This window comes from Novosphingobium sp. MBES04 (assembly GCF_000813185.1).
GTDB lineage: Bacteria > Pseudomonadota > Alphaproteobacteria > Sphingomonadales > Sphingomonadaceae > Novosphingobium > Novosphingobium decolorationis.
The window spans coordinates 1,649,077-1,670,723 of record NZ_DF850489.1 but is presented as its reverse complement, the minus strand read 5'-3'; the positions used below and the strand labels follow the sequence as shown (position 1 = coordinate 1,670,723).

20 protein-coding genes are annotated in these 21,647 nt (G+C 66.2%); 14 read left to right on the top strand and 6 right to left on the bottom strand.

Going from position 1 to position 21,647, the window contains the following annotated elements:
* The first annotated feature begins 94 nt into the window (after window positions 1–94).
* From MBENS4_RS21290 to MBENS4_RS21280, 3 genes are all read left to right on the top strand, one after another.
* Window positions 95–802, top strand: a complete 708-nt coding sequence (locus tag MBENS4_RS21290; RefSeq protein WP_084592276.1) for a glutathione S-transferase — start codon at window positions 95–97, stop codon at window positions 800–802.
* A 323-nt stretch (window positions 803–1,125) separates the two neighbouring features.
* Window positions 1,126–1,551 (top strand): DUF2231 domain-containing protein, encoded by a 426-nt coding sequence (locus tag MBENS4_RS21285; protein ID WP_039394547.1) that lies wholly within the window; start codon window positions 1,126–1,128, stop codon window positions 1,549–1,551.
* Window positions 1,548–2,963: a PQQ-dependent sugar dehydrogenase gene (locus MBENS4_RS21280; RefSeq protein WP_052322595.1), complete on the top strand. Its 1,416-nt coding sequence runs from the start codon at window positions 1,548–1,550 to the stop codon at window positions 2,961–2,963. Before MBENS4_RS21285 ends, MBENS4_RS21280 begins: the two co-directional genes overlap by 4 nt.
* Before the next feature lie 96 nt (window positions 2,964–3,059).
* On the opposite strand, the gene MBENS4_RS21275 is transcribed toward MBENS4_RS21280, so the two are convergent.
* Window positions 3,060–3,884 carry a flagellin N-terminal helical domain-containing protein gene (locus MBENS4_RS21275; protein WP_039394544.1) on the bottom strand — a complete coding sequence of 275 codons (825 nt, stop codon included), beginning with the start codon at window positions 3,882–3,884 and terminating at the stop codon, window positions 3,060–3,062.
* A 261-nt stretch (window positions 3,885–4,145) separates the two neighbouring features.
* Between MBENS4_RS21275 and MBENS4_RS21270 the strand changes: the two genes are divergently transcribed.
* Together MBENS4_RS21270 and MBENS4_RS21265 are read left to right on the top strand one after the other, a co-directional pair.
* A complete protein-coding gene (locus MBENS4_RS21270) occupies window positions 4,146–5,096 on the top strand; it encodes a DUF808 domain-containing protein (protein WP_039394541.1) in 951 nt (316 codons plus the stop codon).
* Window positions 5,097–5,242: 146 nt separating this feature from the next.
* Window positions 5,243–5,686 (top strand): MarR family transcriptional regulator, encoded by a 444-nt coding sequence (locus tag MBENS4_RS21265; protein WP_144401026.1) that lies wholly within the window; start codon window positions 5,243–5,245, stop codon window positions 5,684–5,686.
* Window positions 5,687–5,768: 82 nt separating this feature from the next.
* Here MBENS4_RS21265 and MBENS4_RS21260 read toward each other — a convergent pair whose 3' ends face one another.
* The 3 genes from MBENS4_RS21260 to MBENS4_RS21250 form a co-directional block, all read right to left on the bottom strand.
* Window positions 5,769–7,328, bottom strand: coding sequence for a globin-coupled sensor protein (locus MBENS4_RS21260; RefSeq protein WP_039394538.1), 1,560 nt, complete (start codon window positions 7,326–7,328; stop codon window positions 5,769–5,771).
* 194 nt (window positions 7,329–7,522) lie between these two features.
* Window positions 7,523–8,542, bottom strand: a complete 1,020-nt coding sequence (locus tag MBENS4_RS21255) for a DUF6976 family protein (protein ID WP_039394535.1) — start codon at window positions 8,540–8,542, stop codon at window positions 7,523–7,525.
* Window positions 8,514–8,729 (bottom strand): hypothetical protein, encoded by a 216-nt coding sequence (locus MBENS4_RS21250; protein ID WP_039394532.1) that lies wholly within the window; start codon window positions 8,727–8,729, stop codon window positions 8,514–8,516. The genes MBENS4_RS21255 and MBENS4_RS21250 overlap by 29 nt, the downstream gene beginning before the upstream one ends.
* A 306-nt stretch (window positions 8,730–9,035) precedes the next feature.
* On the opposite strand from MBENS4_RS21250, the gene MBENS4_RS21245 reads away from it, so the two are divergent.
* Entirely contained in the window at window positions 9,036–9,341 is a 306-nt protein-coding gene (locus tag MBENS4_RS21245; protein WP_039394530.1) for a putative quinol monooxygenase, read from the top strand.
* A gap of 57 nt (window positions 9,342–9,398) precedes the next feature.
* Here MBENS4_RS21245 and MBENS4_RS21240 read toward each other — a convergent pair whose 3' ends face one another.
* Entirely contained in the window at window positions 9,399–10,865 is a 1,467-nt protein-coding gene (locus tag MBENS4_RS21240; RefSeq protein ID WP_084592275.1) for a glutamate ligase domain-containing protein, read from the bottom strand.
* A 58-nt stretch (window positions 10,866–10,923) separates the two neighbouring features.
* Between MBENS4_RS21240 and MBENS4_RS21235 the strand changes: the two genes are divergently transcribed.
* The 5 genes from MBENS4_RS21235 (at window position 10,924) to MBENS4_RS21215 (ending at window position 14,734) form a co-directional block, all read left to right on the top strand.
* Window positions 10,924–11,748 carry an LD-carboxypeptidase gene (locus tag MBENS4_RS21235; RefSeq protein ID WP_039394528.1) on the top strand — a complete coding sequence of 275 codons (825 nt, stop codon included), beginning with the start codon at window positions 10,924–10,926 and terminating at the stop codon, window positions 11,746–11,748.
* A gap of 106 nt (window positions 11,749–11,854) precedes the next feature.
* Window positions 11,855–12,805 carry an ACP S-malonyltransferase gene (gene fabD / locus MBENS4_RS21230; protein ID WP_039394525.1) on the top strand — a complete coding sequence of 317 codons (951 nt, stop codon included), beginning with the start codon at window positions 11,855–11,857 and terminating at the stop codon, window positions 12,803–12,805.
* Window positions 12,806–12,860: 55 nt separating this feature from the next.
* Window positions 12,861–13,457, top strand: a complete 597-nt coding sequence (locus tag MBENS4_RS21225; RefSeq protein ID WP_039394522.1) for an SAM-dependent methyltransferase — start codon at window positions 12,861–12,863, stop codon at window positions 13,455–13,457.
* An 18-nt stretch (window positions 13,458–13,475) separates the two neighbouring features.
* Window positions 13,476–14,240 carry a 3-oxoacyl-[acyl-carrier-protein] reductase gene (gene fabG, locus MBENS4_RS21220; RefSeq protein ID WP_039394519.1) on the top strand — a complete coding sequence of 255 codons (765 nt, stop codon included), beginning with the start codon at window positions 13,476–13,478 and terminating at the stop codon, window positions 14,238–14,240.
* Window positions 14,240–14,734 (top strand): hypothetical protein, encoded by a 495-nt coding sequence (locus tag MBENS4_RS21215; protein ID WP_039394516.1) that lies wholly within the window; start codon window positions 14,240–14,242, stop codon window positions 14,732–14,734. The genes fabG and MBENS4_RS21215 overlap by 1 nt, the downstream gene beginning before the upstream one ends.
* On the opposite strand, the gene MBENS4_RS21210 is transcribed toward MBENS4_RS21215, so the two are convergent.
* A complete protein-coding gene (locus MBENS4_RS21210; RefSeq protein WP_039394513.1) occupies window positions 14,731–15,099 on the bottom strand; it encodes a hypothetical protein in 369 nt (122 codons plus the stop codon). The two genes, MBENS4_RS21215 and MBENS4_RS21210, sit on opposite strands and share 4 nt — an antisense overlap.
* Window positions 15,100–15,356: 257 nt before the next feature.
* Between MBENS4_RS21210 and dnaN the strand changes: the two genes are divergently transcribed.
* The 3 genes from dnaN (at window position 15,357) to lepA (ending at window position 21,323) form a co-directional block, all read left to right on the top strand.
* The gene (gene dnaN, locus MBENS4_RS21205) at window positions 15,357–16,475 is read left to right on the top strand and encodes a DNA polymerase III subunit beta (protein ID WP_039394510.1); all 1,119 of its coding nucleotides are present in this window, start codon (window positions 15,357–15,359) and stop codon (window positions 16,473–16,475) included.
* Window positions 16,476–16,837: 362 nt separating this feature from the next.
* Window positions 16,838–19,495, top strand: coding sequence for an EAL domain-containing protein (locus MBENS4_RS21200; protein ID WP_445321526.1), 2,658 nt, complete (start codon window positions 16,838–16,840; stop codon window positions 19,493–19,495).
* A 10-nt stretch (window positions 19,496–19,505) separates the two neighbouring features.
* On the top strand, window positions 19,506–21,323 hold the full coding sequence (gene lepA, locus MBENS4_RS21195; RefSeq protein ID WP_039394504.1) for a translation elongation factor 4: 1,818 nt from the start codon (window positions 19,506–19,508) through the stop codon (window positions 21,321–21,323).
* Window positions 21,324–21,647: the final 324 nt, after the last annotated feature.

Here is a 21,647-nt window from a genome sequence, read left to right as displayed (position 1 = left end):
CCTTTCGTAAGAGAGGCATTTCCGCAGTGCGTCAAGCCCGCAGGAGTGATAGGCTCTCCGGTGAGCGGCCAGACGAGGAAGAAGGATACGAGCCATGGTTGAGACGGCGTCCACGCCTGATGGCAAGGTGAAGGCAGGGGCCAAGGTGCCCGAGAAGGCAACTCTCACGATCTCCAGCAAGACCTATTCGGCCTGGTCGCTGCGCGGCTGGCTGATGTGCCGCCTGGCCGGGCTCGAGGTGATCGAGAAGCCCGCGCCCAACGATGCCAACAACCGGGCCGAACTGCTCCTGCTCTCGCCCTCGGTGCTGGTGCCGCGCCTTACCTACGATGGGGCGAGCGTGTGGGATGTCCTCGCCATTGCCGAGTTCCTGAATGAGGAATGCCCCGATGCCCACCTCTTCCCTGAAGACCGCATCGCGCGCGCCCACTGCCGCTCGGTCTCGGGCGAGATCCATTCGGGTTTCACCAACCTGCGCTCGGCGCTGCCGATGAACCTCAAGGTGCGCCACGACAGCTTTCCCGTCTTCTCGGGCGCGCGCCCTGACATCGAGCGGGTCGAGGCGGTCTGGACCGAGTGCCTCGAAACCTATGGCGGCCCGTTCCTCTTCGGCGAGCACCCCACCGTGGCCGATGCCATGTACGCGCCCGTCGCCACCCGCTTCCTTACCTATGCGGTCGCCGTTTCCGCGCCGTGCCTTGCCTACTGCAAGACCATCACCGAGTGGGCGCCGATGGCCGAGTGGATCGCCGCAGCCAAGGCCGAACCTGAGGAAATGGAAGAACTTGAAGTCGAATTCTGAGGTTCGGTCCAAAGAAGAATAATCAGGTCCGAGGGCCATCGCCCTCGGGCTCCCGATACCATCCACCTCACGTCCCGCGCGCTACCTCGGCTGAGAAGGGTGAGGTAGCCCATTTGGGGGGCAAGGGGTGATGACCCCTTGAATCTACCTACTTCTTTCCTCTCCGTTTCTGCGAGGAAACCTCCGCAAGTCTATTGAATTCCGGCGATTTTGAAGGGTGTTTGGAACAAGGCGGTCGTTCTCGCTTTGTGAGGGGGTGTCGCTGTGCGCGGCGCCCTTGGCGCAGCCCGGCCATTTCCTCCTCCTGACATGGGATCGCCGCCATGCCTCCTTCTCATCGATTTCGTCCCGCTCCGGCGCGCGCGCTGCACCCGGTGCACGCTGCACTTCTGGCCGGATCCCTGCCGCTCTTTGCGGGCACGCTGCTGAGCGACTGGGCCTATGCCGCCAGCTACGAGGTGCAGTGGACCAACTTTGCCTCCTGGCTCAACGCCGGTGCGCTCCTGTTCCTGGGGCTGGCGCTGGTGTTCGCGCTGGTGGATACCATTCGCGGCCTTGGCCGGGGCATCATCTACCTGGTGCTGGTGGTGGCGACTTTTGCCATCGGGCTCGTCAATTCCTTCATTCACGCCAAGGACGGCTGGGCCTCGATGCCAACCGGCCTTGTCCTCTCGATCCTTGTGACAGGCCTGGCGCTTGTCGCGGTCTGGTTCGGCTTTGCCACGCTGCGCAAGGGAGAGACGGCATGAGGGCAGGTTCCTACTTCGGCACGCTCGCGGCCTGCGCGGCGCTCGCGGCCTGTTCGGGCGGCAGCGAGGCGCCCGAGTATGGCGAGAACCCGCAGCTTCCCGAAAAGCAGCGCGGACTTCTGCCCAACATGGAGATCGCCAATCCCGCGTCCTGGGGCGATGCCCGGCCGCAGGTGCCCGAAGGCTACACGATCACCGCCATCGCCACCGACCTCAAGGTGCCGCGCCAGACACTGGTGCTGCCCAATGGCGATATCCTGGTTGCCGAGGGCAGCGGCGGCCATGCGCCCAAGCTTCGACCCAAGGACATCATCGCAGGCTACATCAAGGCCAAGGGCAAGACCTCCGTGGAGGGCGGAAACCGCCTGACGCTGCTGCGCGATGCCGATGGCGATGGCACCTACGAGGCGCGCAGTGTCTTTGCCGACGGGCTCGACGCGCCCTATGGCCTCGCCTTCGCGAAGGGCATGATCTACGTCGCCAACCAGGGCGAGCTTGTGCGGTTTACCTACCGGGACGGGCAGACCAGGGCCGATGCGCCGCCGATCCGGGTCACCAAGCTGCCCGGGAAGATCAACCACCACTGGACCAAGTCGCTGGCGGCGAGCCCGGACGGGCGTTTCCTCTATGTCGGCATCGGCTCGAACAGCAATGTGGGCGACCGGGGCATGGACGTGGAGGAGGATCGCGCGATGGTCTGGCAGATCGACGCGCGCACCGGCATGCACCGCCCCTTCGCCACCGGCATCCGCAACCCCACGGCGCTCGCCTTCCGCCCGGGCAGCGACGAGCTCTGGGCGGTCGCCAACGAGCGCGACGAGCTGGGCGCGAATCTTGTGCCCGACTACCTGACCTCGGTACGCGACGGGGCGTTCTACGGCTGGCCCTACAGTTACTGGGGGCAGAACGTGGATACCCGCGTGAAGCCCGCGCGGCCCGACCTCGTCGCCTCGGCGATCAAGCCTGACTACGCGCTGGGCGCCCATGTCGCGGCGTTGGGGGTCGCGTTCTCCGCCCCGATCATGGGGGAGCGCTTTGCCCAAGGCGCCTTCGTGGGCGAACACGGCAGCTGGAACCGAAGCGATCCGGTGGGCTACAAGGTCGTCTTCGTGCCCTTCAGCAACGGGCGTCCGGCAGGCGATCCGGTCGATGTCGTCACCGGCTTTCGCGGCGAGGATGGCCTGACCCGCGGGCGTCCGGTAGGCGTGACCTTTGATCCGCGCGGCGCGCTCATCATCTGCGATGACCTGTCGAACACCGTCTGGCGGCTGGTGCCCGAAACACCGGGCAACCCGGAGGACTTCGTGCCGGCCGGGCGCACGCGGGCGGACGTGCTGCAAGAGGGGGAGGGAGGCGCCCGCGCGCCGGCCTCTGCCGTTGCGACGCCTGACAATCTGCCCGGCGACCGCTGAGCGTCATCGGCTCGCACGCCGCAACGCGATTGCCCCGGTGGGGACTATTCCCCACCGGGTGCTTTCGGGACCTGGTTGGTCTGAGGCTCGCCGCGCTTAGCGCAGGAGGCTCATCACGTTCTGCTGGGCCTGGTTGGCCTGGGCGATCATCGCCGTCGAGGCCTGGCTGAGGATCTGCGCCTTGGCCATCGCGGTCGTTTCCACCGCGTAGTCGGCGTCCTCGATGCGGCTGCGGGCGTCGGAGAGGTTGGTCACCGTGCTGGTGAGGTTGTTGACCACCGATTCGAGGCGGTTCTGGCCAGCGCCGAGCGAGGCGCGGGTGGCGTTCACTTCCTGGAGCGCAGTGTCGACATTGTCGAGCGTGGTCGTGGCGGCCGCCGCGGTCGAGACGTCGAGCGCCGTGGCGTCGATCAGCGTGCCGTTGATCGCGGTGGAGGTCAGGGTGACCGTCTCACCCGAATTGGCGCCGGTCTGGATGTCGAAAGTCAGGTCGGTACCCGAGGTAGTCGAGAACAGCGTGTTGCCGTTGAACTCGGCCTGGGAGAAGACGTCGGCGAGCTGCTCGGTCAGCGCGGTGACTTCCTGCTGCATCGCGGTGCGGTCGCTGTCCTGGTAGGTGCCCGAGGCCGACTGGATGGCGAGTTCACGAACACGCTGGAGCATGTTGGTGACTTCCGAAAGCGCGCCGTCGGCGGTCTGGGCAAGGCTGATGCCGTCGTTGGCGTTGCGCATGCCCTGGCTCATGCCGCGGATCTGCGAGGTCATCGAGGTCGAGATGGCAAGGCCCGCGGCATCGTCCTTGGCCGAGTTGATGCGCTTGCCGGTCGAGAGGCGTTCCATCGACACGCCGAGCATCTTGTTGGCGGCGATCGAGGCGTTCGAAGCACGGATGGCAGAGATGTTGGTGTTGATGACAGACATGATTTAATTCCCCAGTTTCAGAAAGTTGTGAGAGCGTTTGGTTGTTCGCTCCGGTCATGGGGAAGAACGGTGAGGCGTCGGGAGCTTTAAGGCGCCGTTCGCGTTTTTTCGTGATCGGGGGCGCACGCAAGGCCGCTGCGATGGGGTGAAAGGCCCCGGAAAAGCGCGAGTTCCGGCGGCTTTCGCTTGATTGCCGAAAAAATCCCCCGCATGTCGTCTCGAGGGGCCTTCTGCCCCGTTTTTCATGAGGATCCCTTTACGATGCCCACCGGTCTTGTCGCCCTTCTCGACGACGTTTCGGTCATTGCCCGCGCGGCCTCTGCCTCGATCGACGATGTCGGGGCGGGCGTGGCCAAGGCGGGGAGCAAGGCCGCGGGCGTGGTGATCGACGATGCCGCGGTGACGCCCGGCTACGTCACCGGCTTCACGCCCGACCGCGAACTGCCGATGATCTGGCGCATCACCAAGGGCTCGATCTTCAACAAGCTGGTGATCCTGCTCCCCATCGCGCTGGTCCTGAGCGCCTTCCTGCCCCAGGCGATCACCCCGATCCTGATGGCGGGCGGCCTGTTCCTCTCCTTCGAGGGCGCGGAAAAGGTGATCGAGAAGCTCTCGGGCACCAAACATGGCGAGACGCTGGAGGACGAGATCAAGGACCCGGTCGCCTTCGAGAAGGCGCGCACCAAGGGCGCGATCCGCACCGACCTCATCCTCTCGGCCGAGATCATGGCGATCGCGCTGTCCGAAGTGAGTGACGAGGGGCTGGTCACGCGCGCGATCACGCTGGCCATCGTCGGCCTCGTCATCACCTTCTGCGTCTATGGCGCGGTCGCCCTCATCGTGAAGATGGACGATGTTGGCCTGCACCTGGCGCGCAAGCCTTCCGAAATGGCGCAGGCCGTCGGGCGTTTCCTGCTGAAGGCGATGCCGATTGTACTCAAGGTGCTGAGCTTCGTGGGCATGCTGGCGATGCTGTGGGTCGGCGGGGGCATCATCCTCCATGGCCTCGAGGAGCTGGGCCTGCCGGCTCCGGCGCATTTTGCCCACGGTGTCGAGCACGCGGTGGCGCAGGCGTCGGGGGCGCTGGGCGGGGTGACCGGCTGGGTGTCCTACGCCGTGGTGTCGGCGCTGCTCGGGCTGGTGCTGGGCACGATCATCGCGCTTGCCTTGCACATGTTCGCCAGGGATGAGGGCGGCGAGACGGCGCACTGATCGTTTAATAGTATACATAATGGCTGTGCGAAATTAGGACATATGTCTATATTTAACCTTGTTTTTATTTAATTCAGTAGATCGGCTCATTTGTGCTTAACTGCAGTTAATCGTTGTGGTTCGGAGAGAGTGGTGTGGGCATGTCGATGGATAATCGGAATGAAGACGGGTATGTGGCGATGATGCGCGCGCGCGCCGCCATTGACGAACTGACGAAACTTCTCGAGGTGCAGGAGGAGGCAGGCGCGAATGCACCGGCAACGCCGAAGTCACGGCTGGAGGCGGTCGCGAACCTCTACCGCGTGCGCCGTCTGCGCGACGAGATCCTGGGCAAGGACCTGTTCGGGGAGCCGACCTGGGACATCCTTCTGGATCTCTACGCGATGCACCAGCAGGGCCGCGAGTGCAGCGTGAAGTCGGTCTGCATCGCCTCGGCCGTGGCTCCGACAACGGCGCTGCGCTGGTTCAACGTCTTGCTGCGCAAGGGCTTGTTGACGCGGCTGGACGATCCGCGCGACGGGCGAAGATCGATCGTGCATATTAGCGAGAAGGGGCTTCGCGCGATGGATAAGGTCGTCGCGCGGATCTGAGCGCGCGCCTTGCCCATGTGATCGTGGCCGGCTCGGTCCGAAGCGCGCTATTCGCGGTTCGACCTCGCCGGGCACGTCCTGATCAGAATTCGGCCCAGTCGGCGTCGGTGGCTTCTTCGGGCTTGAGCGCGAGCGCGCCCGAGGTGCGCGGCGCGGAATAGGCCGCCGGTTCGGGCAGGGCGCGCGGCGCCGGCGCCGAGGCAGGCGGCACGACGCTCAAGGGGCTCCCGCCCGTCGCGCCGATATCCAGCTTGAACATGCGCACCAGCTTGGCAAGGTCCTCGGCCTGCTGGGCAAGGTTGCGTGCGGCCGCGGTGGTCTCCTCGACCATGGCTGCGTTCTGCTGGGTCATGCGGTCCATGTCGCCAATGGCCGAATTGACCTGGCCCAGCTGCCCGGCCTGGTTCTGCGAGTTCTCCGAGATCTGCGCGGCGAGCCCGGTGATGCCCGAGACTTTGTCGACAATGCGGCGGAACACCTCGCCAGTACGGCCCACGAGCGCGACGCCGCGCCCGACCTGCTGTTCGGACGAGCCGATGAGGTCCTTGATGTTCTGCGCCGCTTCCGCCGAGCGCTGCGCGAGCGCGCGCACTTCGTTGGCGACGACCGCAAAGCCCTTGCCCGCATCGCCGGCGCGGGCGGCCTCGACCCCGGCGTTCAGCGCGAGGAGGTTGGTCTGGAAGGCAATCGAATCGATGACGTTGACGAAGGCGCCGATTTCCTGGGCGGACTTCTGGATACCGTCCATCGCCTCGACCGCTTCCTCGACGACCTGGCCGCCTTCGCGCGCCTCGGCTTCGGCCTCGGAGACCGAACGGTTGACCTCGCTCGCCCCTTGCGCGGAGGTCTGCACGCCGTTGGTGAGCTGGTCGAGCGCGGCGGCCGATTCCTCGAGCGCGGCGGCCTGGCTTTCGGTGCGCTGCGAGAGGTCATCGCTCGCCGCCCGGATTTCCGAGGCGCCGACGCGGATCTGCTCGGAGGAGGCGGCGACCGCGCCCAGGGTCTGGGCGATGCAGTCGCACATCGCGGCGAAGTCGGACTGGATCTGCTCGAAACCGGCGGGCAGTTCGCCCAGCTGGGTGGTGAGATCCCCCTGCGCGACGGTCTCGAGCGCGACGGACAGCGAGGAGAGCGTGGTTTCGCGGCTGTGATCCTGCGCGGCAAGATAAGCCGAGGTGGCGATGTCCACGTCCAGCAGCGCCACCTTGAGGAGGGTGCCCAGCCGCTTGGCACGGGTCTTCATCAGGGGACCGGCAATCCCGGCGGTGATGTCGCGTTCGATCACTTCGGCGAGGATCTGCGCATAGGCGCCGATGTAGAACGTGGGCGGCAGGCCGATGCGGGCGTGGACCTGCCCGATGCGTTCGGCGCGCGCCATGTAATTGCTGTCGATCCGGCCCGAGAACAGGTCGACCCAGTGGTCGAGCTGCTTGGCACGGGCGTGGTCCATGACGCTCTGCGACTTGAAGAAGGCGGATCGGCGCCGGTCGGCCCGCACTACGGAATAGAACTTGTCGAGGACGGCGGGCCCGACGCGGGAGATGAGCCGCGCGATCCCGCCGAACCGGGAATGGTCGGTTTCCGTCAGTGCGAACATTTCCAGCCGCTCGGAAATGTCCATCTTCGATGTCGGTTCAGACATGCCATGGCCTCGTTGGATTTCGAAGCCTTGGTCCTACGCGACCTTGTGGAATTTAGCGTAAGCAAGGGCTTAGGTAGGCTTACGCGAAGCGGTGCCGCGCACGGTAAAGGCGCTGCGAGACGACGAAACAATGCGCGCCGGGAAACCGAAGTCTCCCGGCGCGCCGTGGCCGTGTGCGGGGACTGGAGAAGGGATCACTCCTTGCGCAGAACGACCATGGTCTGGTTGAGCAGCTGGTAGGCGATCTCGCCGAAGGTGACGGGTCCGGCCGCGCCGCCGATGGCCACGCCCTCCAGCTTGCCGAACATGAAGTTGAGGATGCAGTTGCACGACCACACCGTGCCCGCCGTGGGATGTTCGGCAAGGGCCTGGCGGAAATCGCCCGCATAGTCGGCCACCGGCGCGGCGAAGGCGTAGTCGACACCGGGGAAGACGGGCGCGAACAGTTCGACTGTGCCAGCTTCGCTATCGATGGTCTTGAGCGAGGCGTTGACGTGCGCGCCGCCGTAGTTGCCCACCAGCGGCAGGTCGCATCCCTCGCGGCCCCGCGCCAGCACGTAGTCGCAGAAGCGCTGGCGGGTGCCGTTGACGGTGCACCACTCGGGCGTGAAGCCGGTCTCCTCGAAGTGGATCACGTCGCCGCCGTCGGGCGCGAAGATGTTGACGATCTCGATCACCGGGCTCTCGCCGTCGGGCAGGGTGAGCTGCGCTACCGCGACGCGGTCGGGGAAGGCCTTGGCAACCTGGCCGTCATAGACCCAGGGGGTATGGCCTTCCTTTTCCAGGTCATGTCCCGAGATCCAGCCCACGGTCGGGCGCATGAAGGCCAGCGGGTAGTTCGCCGCGTTCTTGGCAAATTCGGTGTGGCAGGCCGAGCCGCCCGGAATGATGGCAAGCGCCAGGCCGTTGTCGGGCGCCTCGCCCGAGATACGCTCCAGTTCGTGCGCCTCGTAGGTGGCAAAGGTGACCGTGCCGATCGCGCCGAGGTCGGTCACGAAGAGCACGTCGTCATCGACGATCCGGCCCCCTTGCGCGGTCATGAAGTAGGGCGAGGTGCCCGCGATCCAGTTGCCCGCGGGCAGCCGGTCGAGCGCGGCCTTGCGGCCGGCCAGGCTGAGGCTGGCCCCGGCCTTGATGAGATCGACAACGGTGTCGACAGGCAGGAGGCCGTTGATGGCCCCGCCCTCAGAGACGATTGAGCTGGGCGACTTCATTTGCAAGGGACCTCTCCCACTTGACGAAATAGTTATAGATTTCGGTGGCCTTGGCGCTGGCCGGGGCCGGGCTGAGTTCCAGCCTCTTCATGAGCATCTGCGTGCCCAGGTGGCTCGTCTGCAGGCGCGACAGGCCGCCATTGGCCAGTCGCCCCCACACCGGCGAACCTTGTGCAGGTAAAGACATATCCGCTCCCGAATGTTCGTGGCATCGCCCCTCTAGCGGTGGGCCTGCTAAGGCCGGGTTGGGGGCCTTAGGGATATCTGCGGGGCTGGCGCGCGAGGGGGCGTTATTCCGCGCTCTCGCGCGAGCGGGCCGGGGTTCCCGAAAGGGCAGGGTGAGAACTTCTCAACGCGCCGTGGAGCCGGGCAGGGCTGTCCGTTTGCCCCTGCGCTACCCAGCTAGGTGATTGAAAGAACGGCCTCTCTTCACGCGGATGCGCCGCACCGCGCAAGGGGCGGCTCCCCCTCTGCCTGCACAAAGGAATGACCCATGAGCACGACCGATACCCAGCCTGTCTATTGCGTGGCCTTCAACATCGCCAAGCCCGGCTGCGAGGACAAGCTGCGCGACGCGCTGCTGGAGCTCGTGCCCCAGGTCCATCAGGAAGAAGGCTTCGTACGCTACGACCTGCACCAGGACCTCGACGACCCGCGCCGCTTCGTGATCACCGAGCAGTGGCGTGACCGCGCGACCTTCGATGCCCACACCTGTGCGCCGCTCGTCAAGGTGTTCGAAGCCAAGGCGGGCGCGTGGATCGAGAGCGGCTTCTACCATCCGCTGGCGCGCATTTCCTGAGGTCGTCCGGCTCGCGCGAAGGACTGCCTGCTCGGCGACCTGGCTCGAACGTCCTGCTCAGGCGAGGCGGGCGAGCAGGTCGCGGGCAAAGACCGTCAGCGTGTCGTCGCGCGCGCCCATGACGACGATGCGGTCACCGGCCTGCGCGATCTCGGCCATCCGGTCCGCGCAGGCGCTGCGTTCGGGAACGTACTCGGCGCGCGCGCCGGCCTCCTCGATCAGGCGCACGATCCGCTCGCTGCCCTCGCTGCGGTCGACCGTGCCGCCGAAGTAGACCGGATCGCACAGGATCGCGACGTCGTTTGCGCCCAGCTTCCGGCCGATCACCCCCGCCAGTTCGGCACCCATCTGCCGCAAGGGGCCATAGCCGTGCGGCTGGAAGAAGGCGATCACGCGCCCCGGGTGCGATTTCAGCGTCGTGAGGGTGGCTGCGACCTTGTCGGGGTTGTGCCCGAAGTCGTCGATGACGGTGATCCCCGAAGGCGAGGTGCCCACGATGTCGAAGCGCCGGGCGAGCCCTGCAAAGCTGGAAAGCGCGGCCACCGCCTCGGCCACCGGCACTCCGGCGGCGTGGCTGGCGGCAATCGCGGCGAGCGCGTTGTAGAGGTTGTGGCGGCCGGGCACCTGCAGCGTGAGCGCGTGGTGCGTGCCCTCCAGCCGGTCGTGAACCGTGGCCTGGAGCGAGGTTGGCCCCTCGACGATCTCGCTGGCGCGCAGGCGCACGTTGGGGCTGGTGATGCCAAAGGTGATCGCGGCCTTCGCGCGGTGGGCGAGCGCGGCGCTTTCGGCATCGTCGAGATTGATGGCGGCGATCTCGGCTGAGGCCAGGAAATCGCCGAAGAGACGGCGCAGCTCCTCCATCGACTTGTGATCGAGGCTGACGTTGAGAAGGACGGCCACCTTGGGGCGGTAGAGCGCAATCGAGCCGTCGCTCTCGTCCACCTCGGAGACGAACGCCGCCCCCTTGCCCACGCGCGCGCTGGCGAAGGGCGCGTCCTCGGAAGCGAAGTTCTTCATCACCGCGCCGTTCATGATCGTGGGGTCGGCGCCCGTCTGCGTGAGGATCCAGCCGGTCATGCCGGTGACGGTCGACTTGCCCGAGGTGCCGCCGATGGCGATCCCTTCACCGGCCGCGTTGAACAGCGTGGCGAGCAGCTGCGCGCGGCTCATGCGCGCACAGCCCAGTTCCTTCGCGCGCACGACTTCGGGGACGGTATCTTCCACCGCGGCCGAGGCGACGAGGGTCTGGGCGCCTTGCGTGATCCCGCTCCCGTCCTGGGGGTGGAGCGCGAAGCCCAGCTCTTCCAGCCAGGCGAACTTTTCCGGGCTGCGGCCCTGGTCGCGGCCCCGGTCCGAGCCGGCGATTGTGGCGCCAAGACCCTTGAGGATCAGCGCAAGCGGCAGCATGCCCGACCCGCCGATGCCGCAGAAGAACCAGGGATGCGCCGTCAGGTCCGCGGGCGTCGTGGGCGTGGCGGGGGCAGTGGCGGGAACGGCGGCGGCGGCCTCGGGGCTTTGGGTCATGGCGCTATCGGTATGCGCCCTTGCAGCGCATGACAACATGGATAGGAAGGACATCACCATGCGTATCGCTGTTTGTGCACCGTCCACCCCGATCACCCGCGAGGATGCCACGCGCGTCCACGCGCTGGCCGCGTCCGAGTTTCCGGACGTCGAGCTTCTTGTCCACGAGCAATGCTTTGCCGAGGAGGGGCATTTTGCCGGAAGCGATGGGCAGCGCACGGCAGCCCTCGTCGAATGCGCCAACGATCCCTCCGTCGATGCCATCTGGTTCGCGCGCGGCGGCTATGGCGCGTGCCGCGTCGCCGAGGACGCGCTCGCGGCGATGGACCATTCCGCGCAGGACAAGGTGTTCCTGGGCTATTCGGACGCGGGTTATCTTCTGGGCGGGCTCTACCGCGCGCGGATCGGACGCCCCGTTCACGGCCCCATGCTGGCCGACATCCGCCGCGAGGGCGGGGAAGAGGCGATCCGCCGCGCGCTCGGCTGGCTGACCGGGGCCGGGCAGGCGCACGTGGAACCCAGCCTTGCGCGCGAAAAGCACCCCGTCGTCGCCTTCAACCTGATGACGCTGGCCATGCTGGCGGGCACACCGCTGATGCCGGGCCTTGCGGGCCACGTGGTCATGGTCGAGGAAGTCTCCGAGTATCTCTATGCGGTCGACCGGCTGTTCTTTCACCTTACCGCGCACCTGGGCGGCATTGCGGGCCTGCGTCTGGGCCGGGTGAGCGCGGTGCCCGAAAATGACCGGCCCTTTGGCGCCAGCGCGGACGAGATCGCGCGCCACTGGTGTCAGCGCCACGCCATTGCCTATCTGGGCGAGGCCGACATCGGCCACGATGCGGCCAACACGATCGTGCCCTTCGGGCAGGCCAGCGCCCGGTGAAGCCCGCCGCCGATGGCTTGCCCTTGGGCGCGGAGCGCACTAAGCGCTGCGAGTTTCCCCGGCACTCACCATGGACAGACACCGCCGGGATGAAAGGATTTTGCTGATGCGTGCGTTCGTTTTTCCGGGTCAGGGCAGCCAGAAGGTGGGCATGGGCGTCGAGTTGGCTGAGGCCAGCGCAGCCGCGCGCGAGGTCTTCGAGGAAGTCAACGACGCGCTCGGCCAGGACCTCTTCAAGATCATGGCCGAAGGTCCCGAGGACCAGCTGACCCTGACCGCCAACGCCCAGCCCGCGATCATGGCCAACGCCATCGCCGTGCTGCGCGTGCTCGAAAAGGACGGCGGCATCAGCCTTGCCGACAAGGCCGATTTCGTGGCCGGGCACTCGCTGGGTGAGTACACCGCGCTGTGCGCCGCAGGGGCCTTCAGCCTCGCCGACACCGCGCGTCTCCTCAAGCTTCGCGGCGAATCGATGCAGGCCGCCGTGCCGGTCGGCGTGGGCGCCATGGCCGCGCTGCTGGGCGCGGACATCGCCAAGGCCACCGCGCTTGCCGAAGCGGCCGCGACCGGCCCTGACGGCGAGGTCGAGGTCTGCACCGTTGCCAACGACAACGATCCCGGCCAGGTCGTCCTTTCGGGCCACAAGGGCGCGATCGAGCGCGCGGTCGCCATGGTCAAGGACCACAGGATCAAGCGCGGCGTGCTGCTGCCGGTCTCCGCGCCGTTTCACTGCCCGCTGATGCAGCCCGCGGCCGACGCGATGGCCAAGGCGCTGGATGAAACGCGCCCCGGCGCGGTCAGCGTGCCGCTCTTTGCCAATGTGACGGCGGCCATCGTCACCGATCCGCCCGCGATCCAGTACCTTCTTGTCGAGCAGGTCTGCGGGCGCGTGCGCTGGCGCGAGAGCGCGATTGCGATGGCCGAGGCGGGTGTGACCGATTTCGTTGAACTGGGCGGCAAGGTCGTGGGGCCGATGATCAAGCGCTCGGCGGGCGATGTGAACGTGCTGACCGCCTCGAGCATGGCCGAGATCGAGGAACTGGCCAAGTCTCTCTGAGGCGCTATAGCTGGTCGGCGCAAGGCAACCCTCATACCTGAAGGAGTGTGCTCCCATGTGGGATGAACGCTACGCCCAGGCCGACCATGCCTATGGCACCGAGCCCAACGACTTTCTGGTCGAGCGTGTCGCGGACCTGACGGCGGGGCGCTGCCTGTGTCTTGCCGAAGGGCAGGGGCGCAACGCGGTCTGGCTGGCGCAGCAGGGCTTCGACGTGACGGCGGTCGACCAGTCGCCGGTCGGGCTCGAACGCGCGCGCGAGCTTGCCGCCGAGCGGGGCGTCGAGATCGCGACGCGCGCGGTGGACCTTGCGGACTACGACATGGGCACGGGCGTGTGGGACAGCGTGGTCGCGATCTTCGCGCACCTGCCTCCACCCCTGCGCCGCGATGTCCACGCCCGCGTCGTCCGGGCGCTGAAGCCGGGCGGGACGGTCCTGCTCGAAGCCTATACTCCTGACAAGTACACCCAGCCCGGCACGGGCGGCCCGCCGCCCTCGCAGAAGGACTGGACGATGACCCGCGCGGACCTGCTGGCCGAATTTGCGGGGCTTGAACCCATTTGCGCCGAGGAAGTCGTGCGCGAGATCACGGAAGGCGAATACCATCGCGGGCAAAGCGCCGTCGTGCGCTTCCTCGCGAGGAAGCCTTGAGAACCAATGAGGAATGACATGTTTGACCTTCACGGAATGACCGCCCTTGTGACCGGCGCCAGCGGTGGCATCGGTTCGGCGATTGCCCGCAAGCTGGCCGCGCAGGGCGCGCGCCTTGCGATCTCGGGTTCCAACGCGGACAAGCTGCGCGCTTTCCGCGACGAGCTGGACGAGCACACCCCGCAGGCTCCGCAGGAAGTCGACCACGTCGCCATTCCCTGCAACCTCTCGGACGCCGAGCAGGTCGAGAAGCTGGTCCCCGCCGCGCTCGAGGCGCTCGGCAAGATCGACATTCTCGTCAACAACGCGGGCATCACCCGCGACAACCTGGCCATGCGCATGAAGGACGAGGAGTGGGACCAGGTCATCAAGATCAACCTGGAATCGACCTTCCGCCTGATGCGCGGCGTGACCAAGCCGATGATGAAGGCACGCTTTGGCCGCATCATCAACGTGACCTCGGTCGTGGGCACCACCGGGAACCCCGGCCAGATGAACTACTGCGCGGCCAAGGGCGGCATCACCGCAATGTCGAAGAGCCTCGCGCAGGAACTCGCCAGCCGCAACGTCACCGTCAACTGCATCGCGCCCGGCTTCATCCGCACCGCAATGACCGACGTCCTGCCCGACGCCCAGAAGGACGCGCTCAACGCGAAGATCCCGATGGGCCGCATGGGCGAGGGCGATGACATCGCCGCGGCCGCCGTGTTCCTCGCCTCGAAGGAAGCGGGCTACGTCACCGGCCAGACCATGCACGTCAATGGCGGCATGGTGATGATCTGATGCGATACCGGGTGCGTCCTGCCGCAGCTGCGCTTGTCCTGCTGCTGACAGGCTGCACCCAGTATTACGACCTTGTGGCCGGGAAGGAGGGCGATTCCATCGTCTTTTCCCCCGGCAATTGGGGCGGCTGGAGCGATCCGGGCTGCGTGCGCCAGGTCGCGGTGACCCCGGTTGCCCCGGACGAGGATGTCATGGGCGTGGGTGTCGACGGCTCGGGGCTCGAAAACGCGCCGGTCTGGTCGCAGGAGGTGCCGCCGGAGGCCTGTTCGGCCACGTTCCCGCTCGCCTACGGGCAGGCGCTGGGCGCTGCTGGCGAAGGCGCGCCGCCGCCGCCGCCGCTCGTGCCGGGCCAGCCCTACATGGTGCACATCATCACCGAGGGGCCGGATTTCGGATCGGGGCTCTTCGTGATCGACGCGCAGGGGCAGGTGAAGAACCTCGACAGCGCGGAGCTTCCGTCTGCGCCGATCTCTGAGGCGAGCGAGGCGCGCTAGTCGGTCTCCACGCCCTCGTCGTTGTAGATCTTGGCGTCGAGCTTGAGCGCCAGGCTGCGCGCCAGCGAGAGGCGGTGCAGTTCCTCGCGCACACCCGGTTCGGGGGCGGGGAAGCTGATGTAGCCCGCGGGCGAGTACCAGAACACGCGCAACCAGTCCTCGCAGTCCGGCCGCCAGATCTCGACGTCGCCGCCCCGGTTGGGCATCGAGACGATCTCGTGGGTGCGCGGGTTGATCTGCTGCGCATCGCCATCGGCAAGGCGCAGGTCCTCGATGGTGGCGACCGCCTTTTTCCAGTCCTCGAGGTCGATCGCGGCAAGGGCGCCGTCGTGGTCCTTGCGCTGGATGTGAAGGGTACTCGACACGTCGCTTCGACTCCCGTGGTTTCGCTGGCATCTCAGGGGCTTTGAAGCGAACATGGCGCTTCCTTGCTGCAGTGCAAGATCAATCTTGCCGGTGCCCTCATGCGAAAAAAGCATGAAACTCCCCCGAATTATCCCCAGATTCACCTTCTGCGGACCAGTTCCCGCTTGCCGCGAGGCTTGCGCGCGTTAGAGATATTTGTCCTGTTTTTGGGGATTATGAACATTCCCGGGCCGACCAAAGGGGACCTGAGGCTGTTATGAAGGCCACCATCGAACGTTCCACGCTGCTGCGTTGCCTGAGCCACGTGCAGTCCGTTGTCGAACGCCGCAACACCATTCCCATCCTCTCGAACGTCCTGATCGAGGCATCGGGCACCTCGTCGCTGCGCATCATGGCGACCGACCTCGACCTCCAGGTGGTCGAGACGCTCAACGCCAACCACGTGGAGCAGCCCGGCGCGATCACGGTGTCCGCACACCTGCTGTTCGACATCGCCCGCAAGCTGCCCGACGGCAGCGAGGTGAGCCTGGCGGCGGCGGACAACCGCCTCGTCGTCAAGGCCGACCGCAGCCGCTTCCAGCTGCCCACGCTCCCGCGCGATGACTTCCCGATGATCGCGGAAGGCGAGCTGCCGACCAGCTTCGAGATCCCGGCCGCCACGCTGGCGCAGATGATCGACCGCACGCGTTTTGCGATCTCGACCGAGGAAACGCGCTACTACCTGAACGGCATCTTCTTCCACGTCACCGAGGACGAGCTGAAGGCTGCGGCGACCGACGGCCACCGTCTCGCCCGCTTCACCATCGCGCGTCCCGACGGGGCCGATGGCATGCCCGACGTGATCGTGCCGCGCAAATGCGTCGCCGAACTGCGCAAGCTCCTGGAGGAATCGCTCGATTCCAACGTGCTGATCGACATGTCGGCGAGCAAGGTGCGCTTCACGCTCGGCGGTGAGATCGGCGTCGTGCTGACCAGCAAGCTGATCGACGGTACCTTCCCCGATTACACGCGCGTCATCCCGACCGGGAACGACAAGCTGCTGACGCTCGATCCGCGTGCCTTCTTCGAAGGCGTGGACCGCGTCGCGACGATCGCCACCGAAAAGACCCGCGCGGTCAAGATGGCGCTCGACACCGACCGCATCACGCTTTCGGTGACCTCGCCCGACAACGGCACCGCGGCCGAGGAAGTGCCCGCCGGCTATGGCGCGGACAGCTTCGAGATCGGCTTCAACGCCAACTACCTCAAGGACATCCTGGGCCAGATCGATGGCGATTCGGTGGAGCTGCACCTCGCCGATGCCGGGGCGCCCACGCTCATCCGACAGAACGACAAGAGCCCCGCGCTCTACGTCCTGATGCCCATGCGCGTCTGATCGCAGACAATCGTTCAGGAACGGCATTCGAGGGCCGGGAGGGCATTGTCCTCCCGGCCCTTTTGCATGGGGGGAGGGCGGCGGCTCGGGCGCGTTAACGCTTCGATCCGGTGCATCTGGGGGAATTTTCGTACGAATAAGGCCTGCGAAGAGCGCGCAGGTGTTTCACATTTAACCGTTTCGCAATTGCTTTGCGGCAAGACCATCCCATGAGCAGAATGGGACCCGGTCGCCGGAGCGCTGCGCCTCGTGCGCGTGCCACGCAATCGGAAACGCGACGGCAAACGATTGAAGGGGCTGGAAAAGGCTCGGGCGACACTGCCGCCCGCAGCGATTCCGGCGCCCGCCGACGCACGCCTGCGATGCCCGGGAAGGTGGCGGCTGCGCGCGCGAAATCCGGTGATTTCGCGGTGGCTGCCGAGGGCATGGCTGCGACCAGCGATCCGCTCCTCTATCTGCTTCCGGCCAACTGGATCCTGATCGTCATCTGCATGGGCTCGATCCTGATGACGATGGGGCTGCTTTCGCACAGCTTCCCGAGCCCGCTCTCCGCCGGTCTTCTGACCATCAGCTTTGCGATCTGCCTGGCCGGCACGCGCCTGTTCCGGCTGGAGCAGAACATCGGCCGCACCGGCTGGAAGCGCTATCTCCTGCTGATCTTCGCGATCGGAGTGCCCATGGCGCTGTTCGGCCATGTCGGTGCGCGCTGGACCGAGCGCGTGCCCGAACTGGGCTGGGAGACGACCGCCAGCTGCTTCGTCATCCTCATCCTCATGGCCAATGTCCTGCTTGAAGGACGGCTGACCTCGATCATCGTGGCCACCGTCGCGTTGTGGGGCGGGGCCTGGACCATTTCGGGCTCGGTGCCCTCGTTCATGCTTCTCCTGGGCGGAACCGCGATCGGCCTCTACCTCGCGGTGAAGCGCAGCGAGCATGTGCGCGCCGAGATCGAGGCGCGCTCCGAGCGCGAGCGCGAGCAGCGCCGCGCCGAGGAACTGCTCAACGAATACGAGGAGACCGGGCAGGGCTGGTTCTGGGAGACCGACCGGCGCGGCCAGCTCACGTATGTCTCGGCGCATATCTGCGCGCTCCTGAAGACGACGCCCGAAGATCTTGTCGGGCGTCCGCTTTCGGCGCTGTTCCTGCTTCGGGGCCACGAGAACGAGAACGAGCGCACGCTCGTCTTCCATCTCTCGACCCGCTCCTCGTTCAAGGACCTCTCGGTCCGCGCGGCGACGACAGGTGCCCCCGGGGACGAGCGCTGGTGGTCGATCTCGGGGCGCCCGGTGCTTGACCAGTTCGACAATTTCATGGGCTTTCGCGGCTCGGGCACCGACCTCACCGAGACCCGCCGCTCGCAGCAGCATGTCACCCAGCTTGCGCGTTTCGATTCGCTGACCGAGCTTGCCAACCGTTTCCAGATGTCCGAGTGGCTGGAGAAGATCCTCGCCGCGCCCCGGCTCGACAGCCGCGCCTGCACCGTGTTCCTGCTCGACCTCGACCGCTTCAAGCAGGTCAACGACACGATGGGCCATCCGGCGGGCGATGCGCTGCTGCGCCAGGTGGCCGACCGCTTGCGCGCGACCGTGGGCAAGCATGGCCGCGTGGGGCGTCTGGGGGGCGACGAGTTCGAGGTGATCCTGCCCGGCCATCACGTGACCGAGGGGCTTGCCAACCTGGCCCGCCGGATCATCGAGAACCTCTCGCAGCCCTATTCGATCGAGGGCGCGCGCGTGGTCATCGGTGCCTCGGTGGGGATTGCCTCGTGCCCGCAGAACGGTACGAGCTCCGAAGAGATCATCCGCAACGCCGACCTTGCGCTCTACGCGGCCAAGGGCGGCGGGCGCGGGCGTCACCACTTCTACGACGACGACCTCCACTCCGACGCCAAGGAGCGTCAGCAGATGGAGGAGGACCTGCGCGATGCCATCACCCACGGCGCGCTGGAGTTGCACTACCAGCCCCAGGTTCGCACCACGACCGAGACAATCACCGGCTTCGAGGCGCTGCTGCGCTGGAAGCACCCGGTCCACGGCTATATCTCTCCGGCCAAGTTCGTGCCGATCGCCGAGGATACCGGGCTCGTGGCGCCGATCGGCGAGTGGGCGCTGCGCACCGCCTGCCGCGACCTCGCCCGCTGGCCCGAGAGCGTGCGCGTGGCGGTCAACGTCTCGCCGCTGCAGTTTGCCAACCCGGCTCTGCCGGCCATCGTGACGAGTGCGATTGCCGAAGCGGGCATCGCGCCGGGCCGCCTTGAACTGGAGATCACCGAAAGCGTGTTCCTGGGCGATGACAAGTCGACCGAGACGATGTTCAGCGCCTTGAAGGGCGTGGGCGTGCGCCTGGCGCTTGACGATTTCGGGACCGGCTATTCCTCGCTCGGCTATCTGAAGAAGGCGCCCTTCGACAAGATCAAGATCGACCAGAGCTTCGTGCGCGGCGCAACGATCAAGGGCAGCCGCAACGGCGCGATCATCTCGTCCATTGTCAGCCTGGCCGAGGCGCTGGGCATGGAGACGACGGCGGAAGGGGTGGAGACCCTCGACGAGCTGGATCTCGTGCGCATGCTGGGCTGCAGTCACGTGCAGGGCTATATCTATGAGAAGCCGCTGACCGTTGCCAACGCCAATGCCCGCCTGGCCCGCGGCCTGGAGGCGGTCGCACAGGGGCCTCGCTCCAGCCGCGCCCCGCGCCAGACCATGCTGCGCAAGGTCGTGCTCGAACATGGTGACCATGCCTACAACGGCACCATCCGCAACATCTCGCAGACAGGCGCCATGATCGAGGGCCTGTGGAACGTGCCGGTGGGCACGAAGTTTACCGTGCACCTGGCCCGGGACTACCTGCTCGGCGCCATGCGCGCTGGAGCCGCGAGGACCGCATGGGCGTGGAATTCGTGGTTCCGCTCGCGCTTGATGCCAACGGCGCGGTGCTGTTTACGCCCCCGAAGGGCGGATCGGATGAAAATCCTGCACGCTCGCTGCGCAAGGCAGGCTGACAGCGCGTCAAACCGCTGCTAACGGCGATTCCATGACAGACCTTTCCCTGATCCGAAATTTCTCGATCATTGCCCACATCGACCATGGCAAGTCGACGCTGGCCGACCGCCTGATCCAGTACACCGGTGGCCTCACCGAGCGTGAGATGTCCGCCCAGGTTCTGGACAACATGGACATCGAGAAGGAACGCGGGATCACGATCAAGGCGCAGACCGTGCGCCTGGCCTACACCGCCAAGGACGGCAAGACCTATGAGCTGAACCTCATGGACACGCCGGGCCACGTCGACTTTGCCTACGAGGTCAGCCGCAGCCTCGCCGCCTGTGAGGGCGCGCTGCTGGTCGTGGACGCGGCGCAGGGCGTGGAAGCCCAGACGCTGGCCAACGTCTACCAGTCGATCGAGCACGACCACGAGATCGTGCCCGTCATCAACAAGGTCGACCTGCCCGCCGCCGAGCCCGAGAAGGTGCGCGCCGAGATCGAGGACATCATCGGCATCGATGCCTCCGAGGCGGTGCTCGCCAGCGCCAAGTCGGGCATCGGCATCGAGGAGACGCTCGAAGCCATCGTCACCAAGATCCCCGCGCCCACAGGCGAGCGCGATGCGCCCCTCAAGGCGATGCTGGTCGATTCCTGGTACGATCCGTACCTGGGCGTCGTCATCCTCGTGCGCGTGATGGACGGGGTCATCAAGAAGGGCCTGAGCGTCAAGTTCATGCAGGGCGGGACCGAGCACCTGATCGACCGCGTGGGCTGCATGACGCCCAAGCGCGTCGACCTGCCCGAACTCGGCCCCGGCGAGATCGGCTTCATCACCGCGCAGATCAAGGAAGTCGAACAGGCCAAGGTCGGTGACACCATCACCACCGTGAAGAACGGTTCGACCACCCCGCTGCCGGGCTACAAGGAAGTCCAGCCGGTGGTCTTCTGCGGCCTCTTCCCGGTCGATGCGGCCGACTTTGAAAAGCTGCGTGACTCGATCGGCAAGCTGCGCCTCAACGACGCGTCCTTCTCCTACGAGATGGAAACCAGCGCGGCGCTCGGCTTCGGTTTCCGCTGCGGCTTCCTGGGGCTCCTGCACCTCGAGATCATCCAGGAGCGCCTGAGCCGCGAATACGACCTCGACCTCATCACCACCGCGCCCTCGGTGGTCTACCGCATCCAGCTCTCGCACTCGAAGAACGAGGATGCCAAGACCATCGAGCTGCACAACCCGGCCGACTATCCCGACCCCAACCGGATCGAGACGATCGAGGAGCCGTGGATCAAGGCGACGATCTATACCCCCGACGAATACCTCGGCGCGATCCTCAAGCTGTGCCAGGACCGCCGTGGTATCCAGACCGACCTGACTTACGTCGGCGGCCGCGCGCAGGTGTCCTACGAGCTGCCGCTCAACGAAGTCGTGTTCGACTTCTACGACCGCCTGAAGTCGATCAGCCGCGGCTATGCCAGCTTCGATTACGAGCAGATCGGCCTTCGCGAGGGCGATCTCGTCAAGATGAACATCCTCGTCAATGCCGAGCCCGTCGATGCGCTTTCGCTCATCGTCCACCGCTCGGTCGCCGAGGAGCGCGGGCGCGGCATGTGCGAGCGCCTCAAGGACCTCATCCCCCGCCACCTCTTCAAGATCCCGGTCCAGGCCGCGATCGGCGGCAAGGTCATCGCGCGCGAGACCATCGCCGCGATGCGCAAGGACGTGACCGCCAAGTGCTATGGCGGTGACATCAGTCGCAAGAAGAAGCTTCTGGAAAAGCAGAAGAAGGGCAAGGCCCGCATGCGCGAGTACGGCAACGTCTCGATCCCGCAGGAAGCCTTCATCGCCGCGCTGCGCATGGGCGAGGAATAAGACCCGGCCCGGCGGCCCGGCTTCGGCGCAAGCCGACGCGGGGCGTGCCGGTCCACGGATTGGTTCCGCGAAGGGCTCGTCTCCAGACAAGGAGGCGGGCCCTTCGTCGTGACGGGGACCAAGGCCGTTCTGCGTGGTACGGGCGGTACGTTTGCAGGGTTTCTATGTTGCAGAAAGGTAACGTGAAGCGTCCGTACACTAGTGTTCGCAACTCGGTTCAACCCACAGAAAGTTTCACTTCGTCGTTTGTGCAATCGAAATTTGGGTCTGGACAAGTGGCCGACAAGTGTTTCATCTAAGTCCAGGCGCGCCCCTGCGTGCTGG

Coding starts and splice junctions, on each gene's coding strand:
- MBENS4_RS21255 (WP_039394535.1), bottom strand. CDS start 8,542: ATGAAGTCGCCCAGCTCAATCGTCTCTGAGGGCGGGGCCATCAACGGC.
- MBENS4_RS21260 (WP_039394538.1), bottom strand. CDS start 7,328: ATGTCTGAACCGACATCGAAGATGGACATTTCCGAGCGGCTGGAAATG.
- MBENS4_RS21270 (WP_039394541.1), top strand. CDS start 4,146: ATGCCCACCGGTCTTGTCGCCCTTCTCGACGACGTTTCGGTCATTGCC.
- MBENS4_RS21225 (WP_039394522.1), top strand. CDS start 12,861: ATGTGGGATGAACGCTACGCCCAGGCCGACCATGCCTATGGCACCGAG.
- MBENS4_RS21275 (WP_039394544.1), bottom strand. CDS start 3,884: ATGTCTGTCATCAACACCAACATCTCTGCCATCCGTGCTTCGAACGCC.
- MBENS4_RS21245 (WP_039394530.1), top strand. CDS start 9,036: ATGAGCACGACCGATACCCAGCCTGTCTATTGCGTGGCCTTCAACATC.
- MBENS4_RS21285 (WP_039394547.1), top strand. CDS start 1,126: ATGCCTCCTTCTCATCGATTTCGTCCCGCTCCGGCGCGCGCGCTGCAC.
- MBENS4_RS21200 (WP_445321526.1), top strand. CDS start 16,838: ATGCCCGGGAAGGTGGCGGCTGCGCGCGCGAAATCCGGTGATTTCGCG.
- MBENS4_RS21265 (WP_144401026.1), top strand. CDS start 5,243: ATGGATAATCGGAATGAAGACGGGTATGTGGCGATGATGCGCGCGCGC.
- lepA (WP_039394504.1), top strand. CDS start 19,506: ATGACAGACCTTTCCCTGATCCGAAATTTCTCGATCATTGCCCACATC.
- dnaN (WP_039394510.1), top strand. CDS start 15,357: ATGAAGGCCACCATCGAACGTTCCACGCTGCTGCGTTGCCTGAGCCAC.
- MBENS4_RS21235 (WP_039394528.1), top strand. CDS start 10,924: ATGCGTATCGCTGTTTGTGCACCGTCCACCCCGATCACCCGCGAGGAT.
- MBENS4_RS21240 (WP_084592275.1), bottom strand. CDS start 10,865: ATGACCCAAAGCCCCGAGGCCGCCGCCGCCGTTCCCGCCACTGCCCCC.
- MBENS4_RS21215 (WP_039394516.1), top strand. CDS start 14,240: ATGCGATACCGGGTGCGTCCTGCCGCAGCTGCGCTTGTCCTGCTGCTG.
- MBENS4_RS21280 (WP_052322595.1), top strand. CDS start 1,548: ATGAGGGCAGGTTCCTACTTCGGCACGCTCGCGGCCTGCGCGGCGCTC.
- fabD (WP_039394525.1), top strand. CDS start 11,855: ATGCGTGCGTTCGTTTTTCCGGGTCAGGGCAGCCAGAAGGTGGGCATG.
- fabG (WP_039394519.1), top strand. CDS start 13,476: ATGTTTGACCTTCACGGAATGACCGCCCTTGTGACCGGCGCCAGCGGT.
- MBENS4_RS21250 (WP_039394532.1), bottom strand. CDS start 8,729: ATGTCTTTACCTGCACAAGGTTCGCCGGTGTGGGGGCGACTGGCCAAT.
- MBENS4_RS21290 (WP_084592276.1), top strand. CDS start 95: ATGGTTGAGACGGCGTCCACGCCTGATGGCAAGGTGAAGGCAGGGGCC.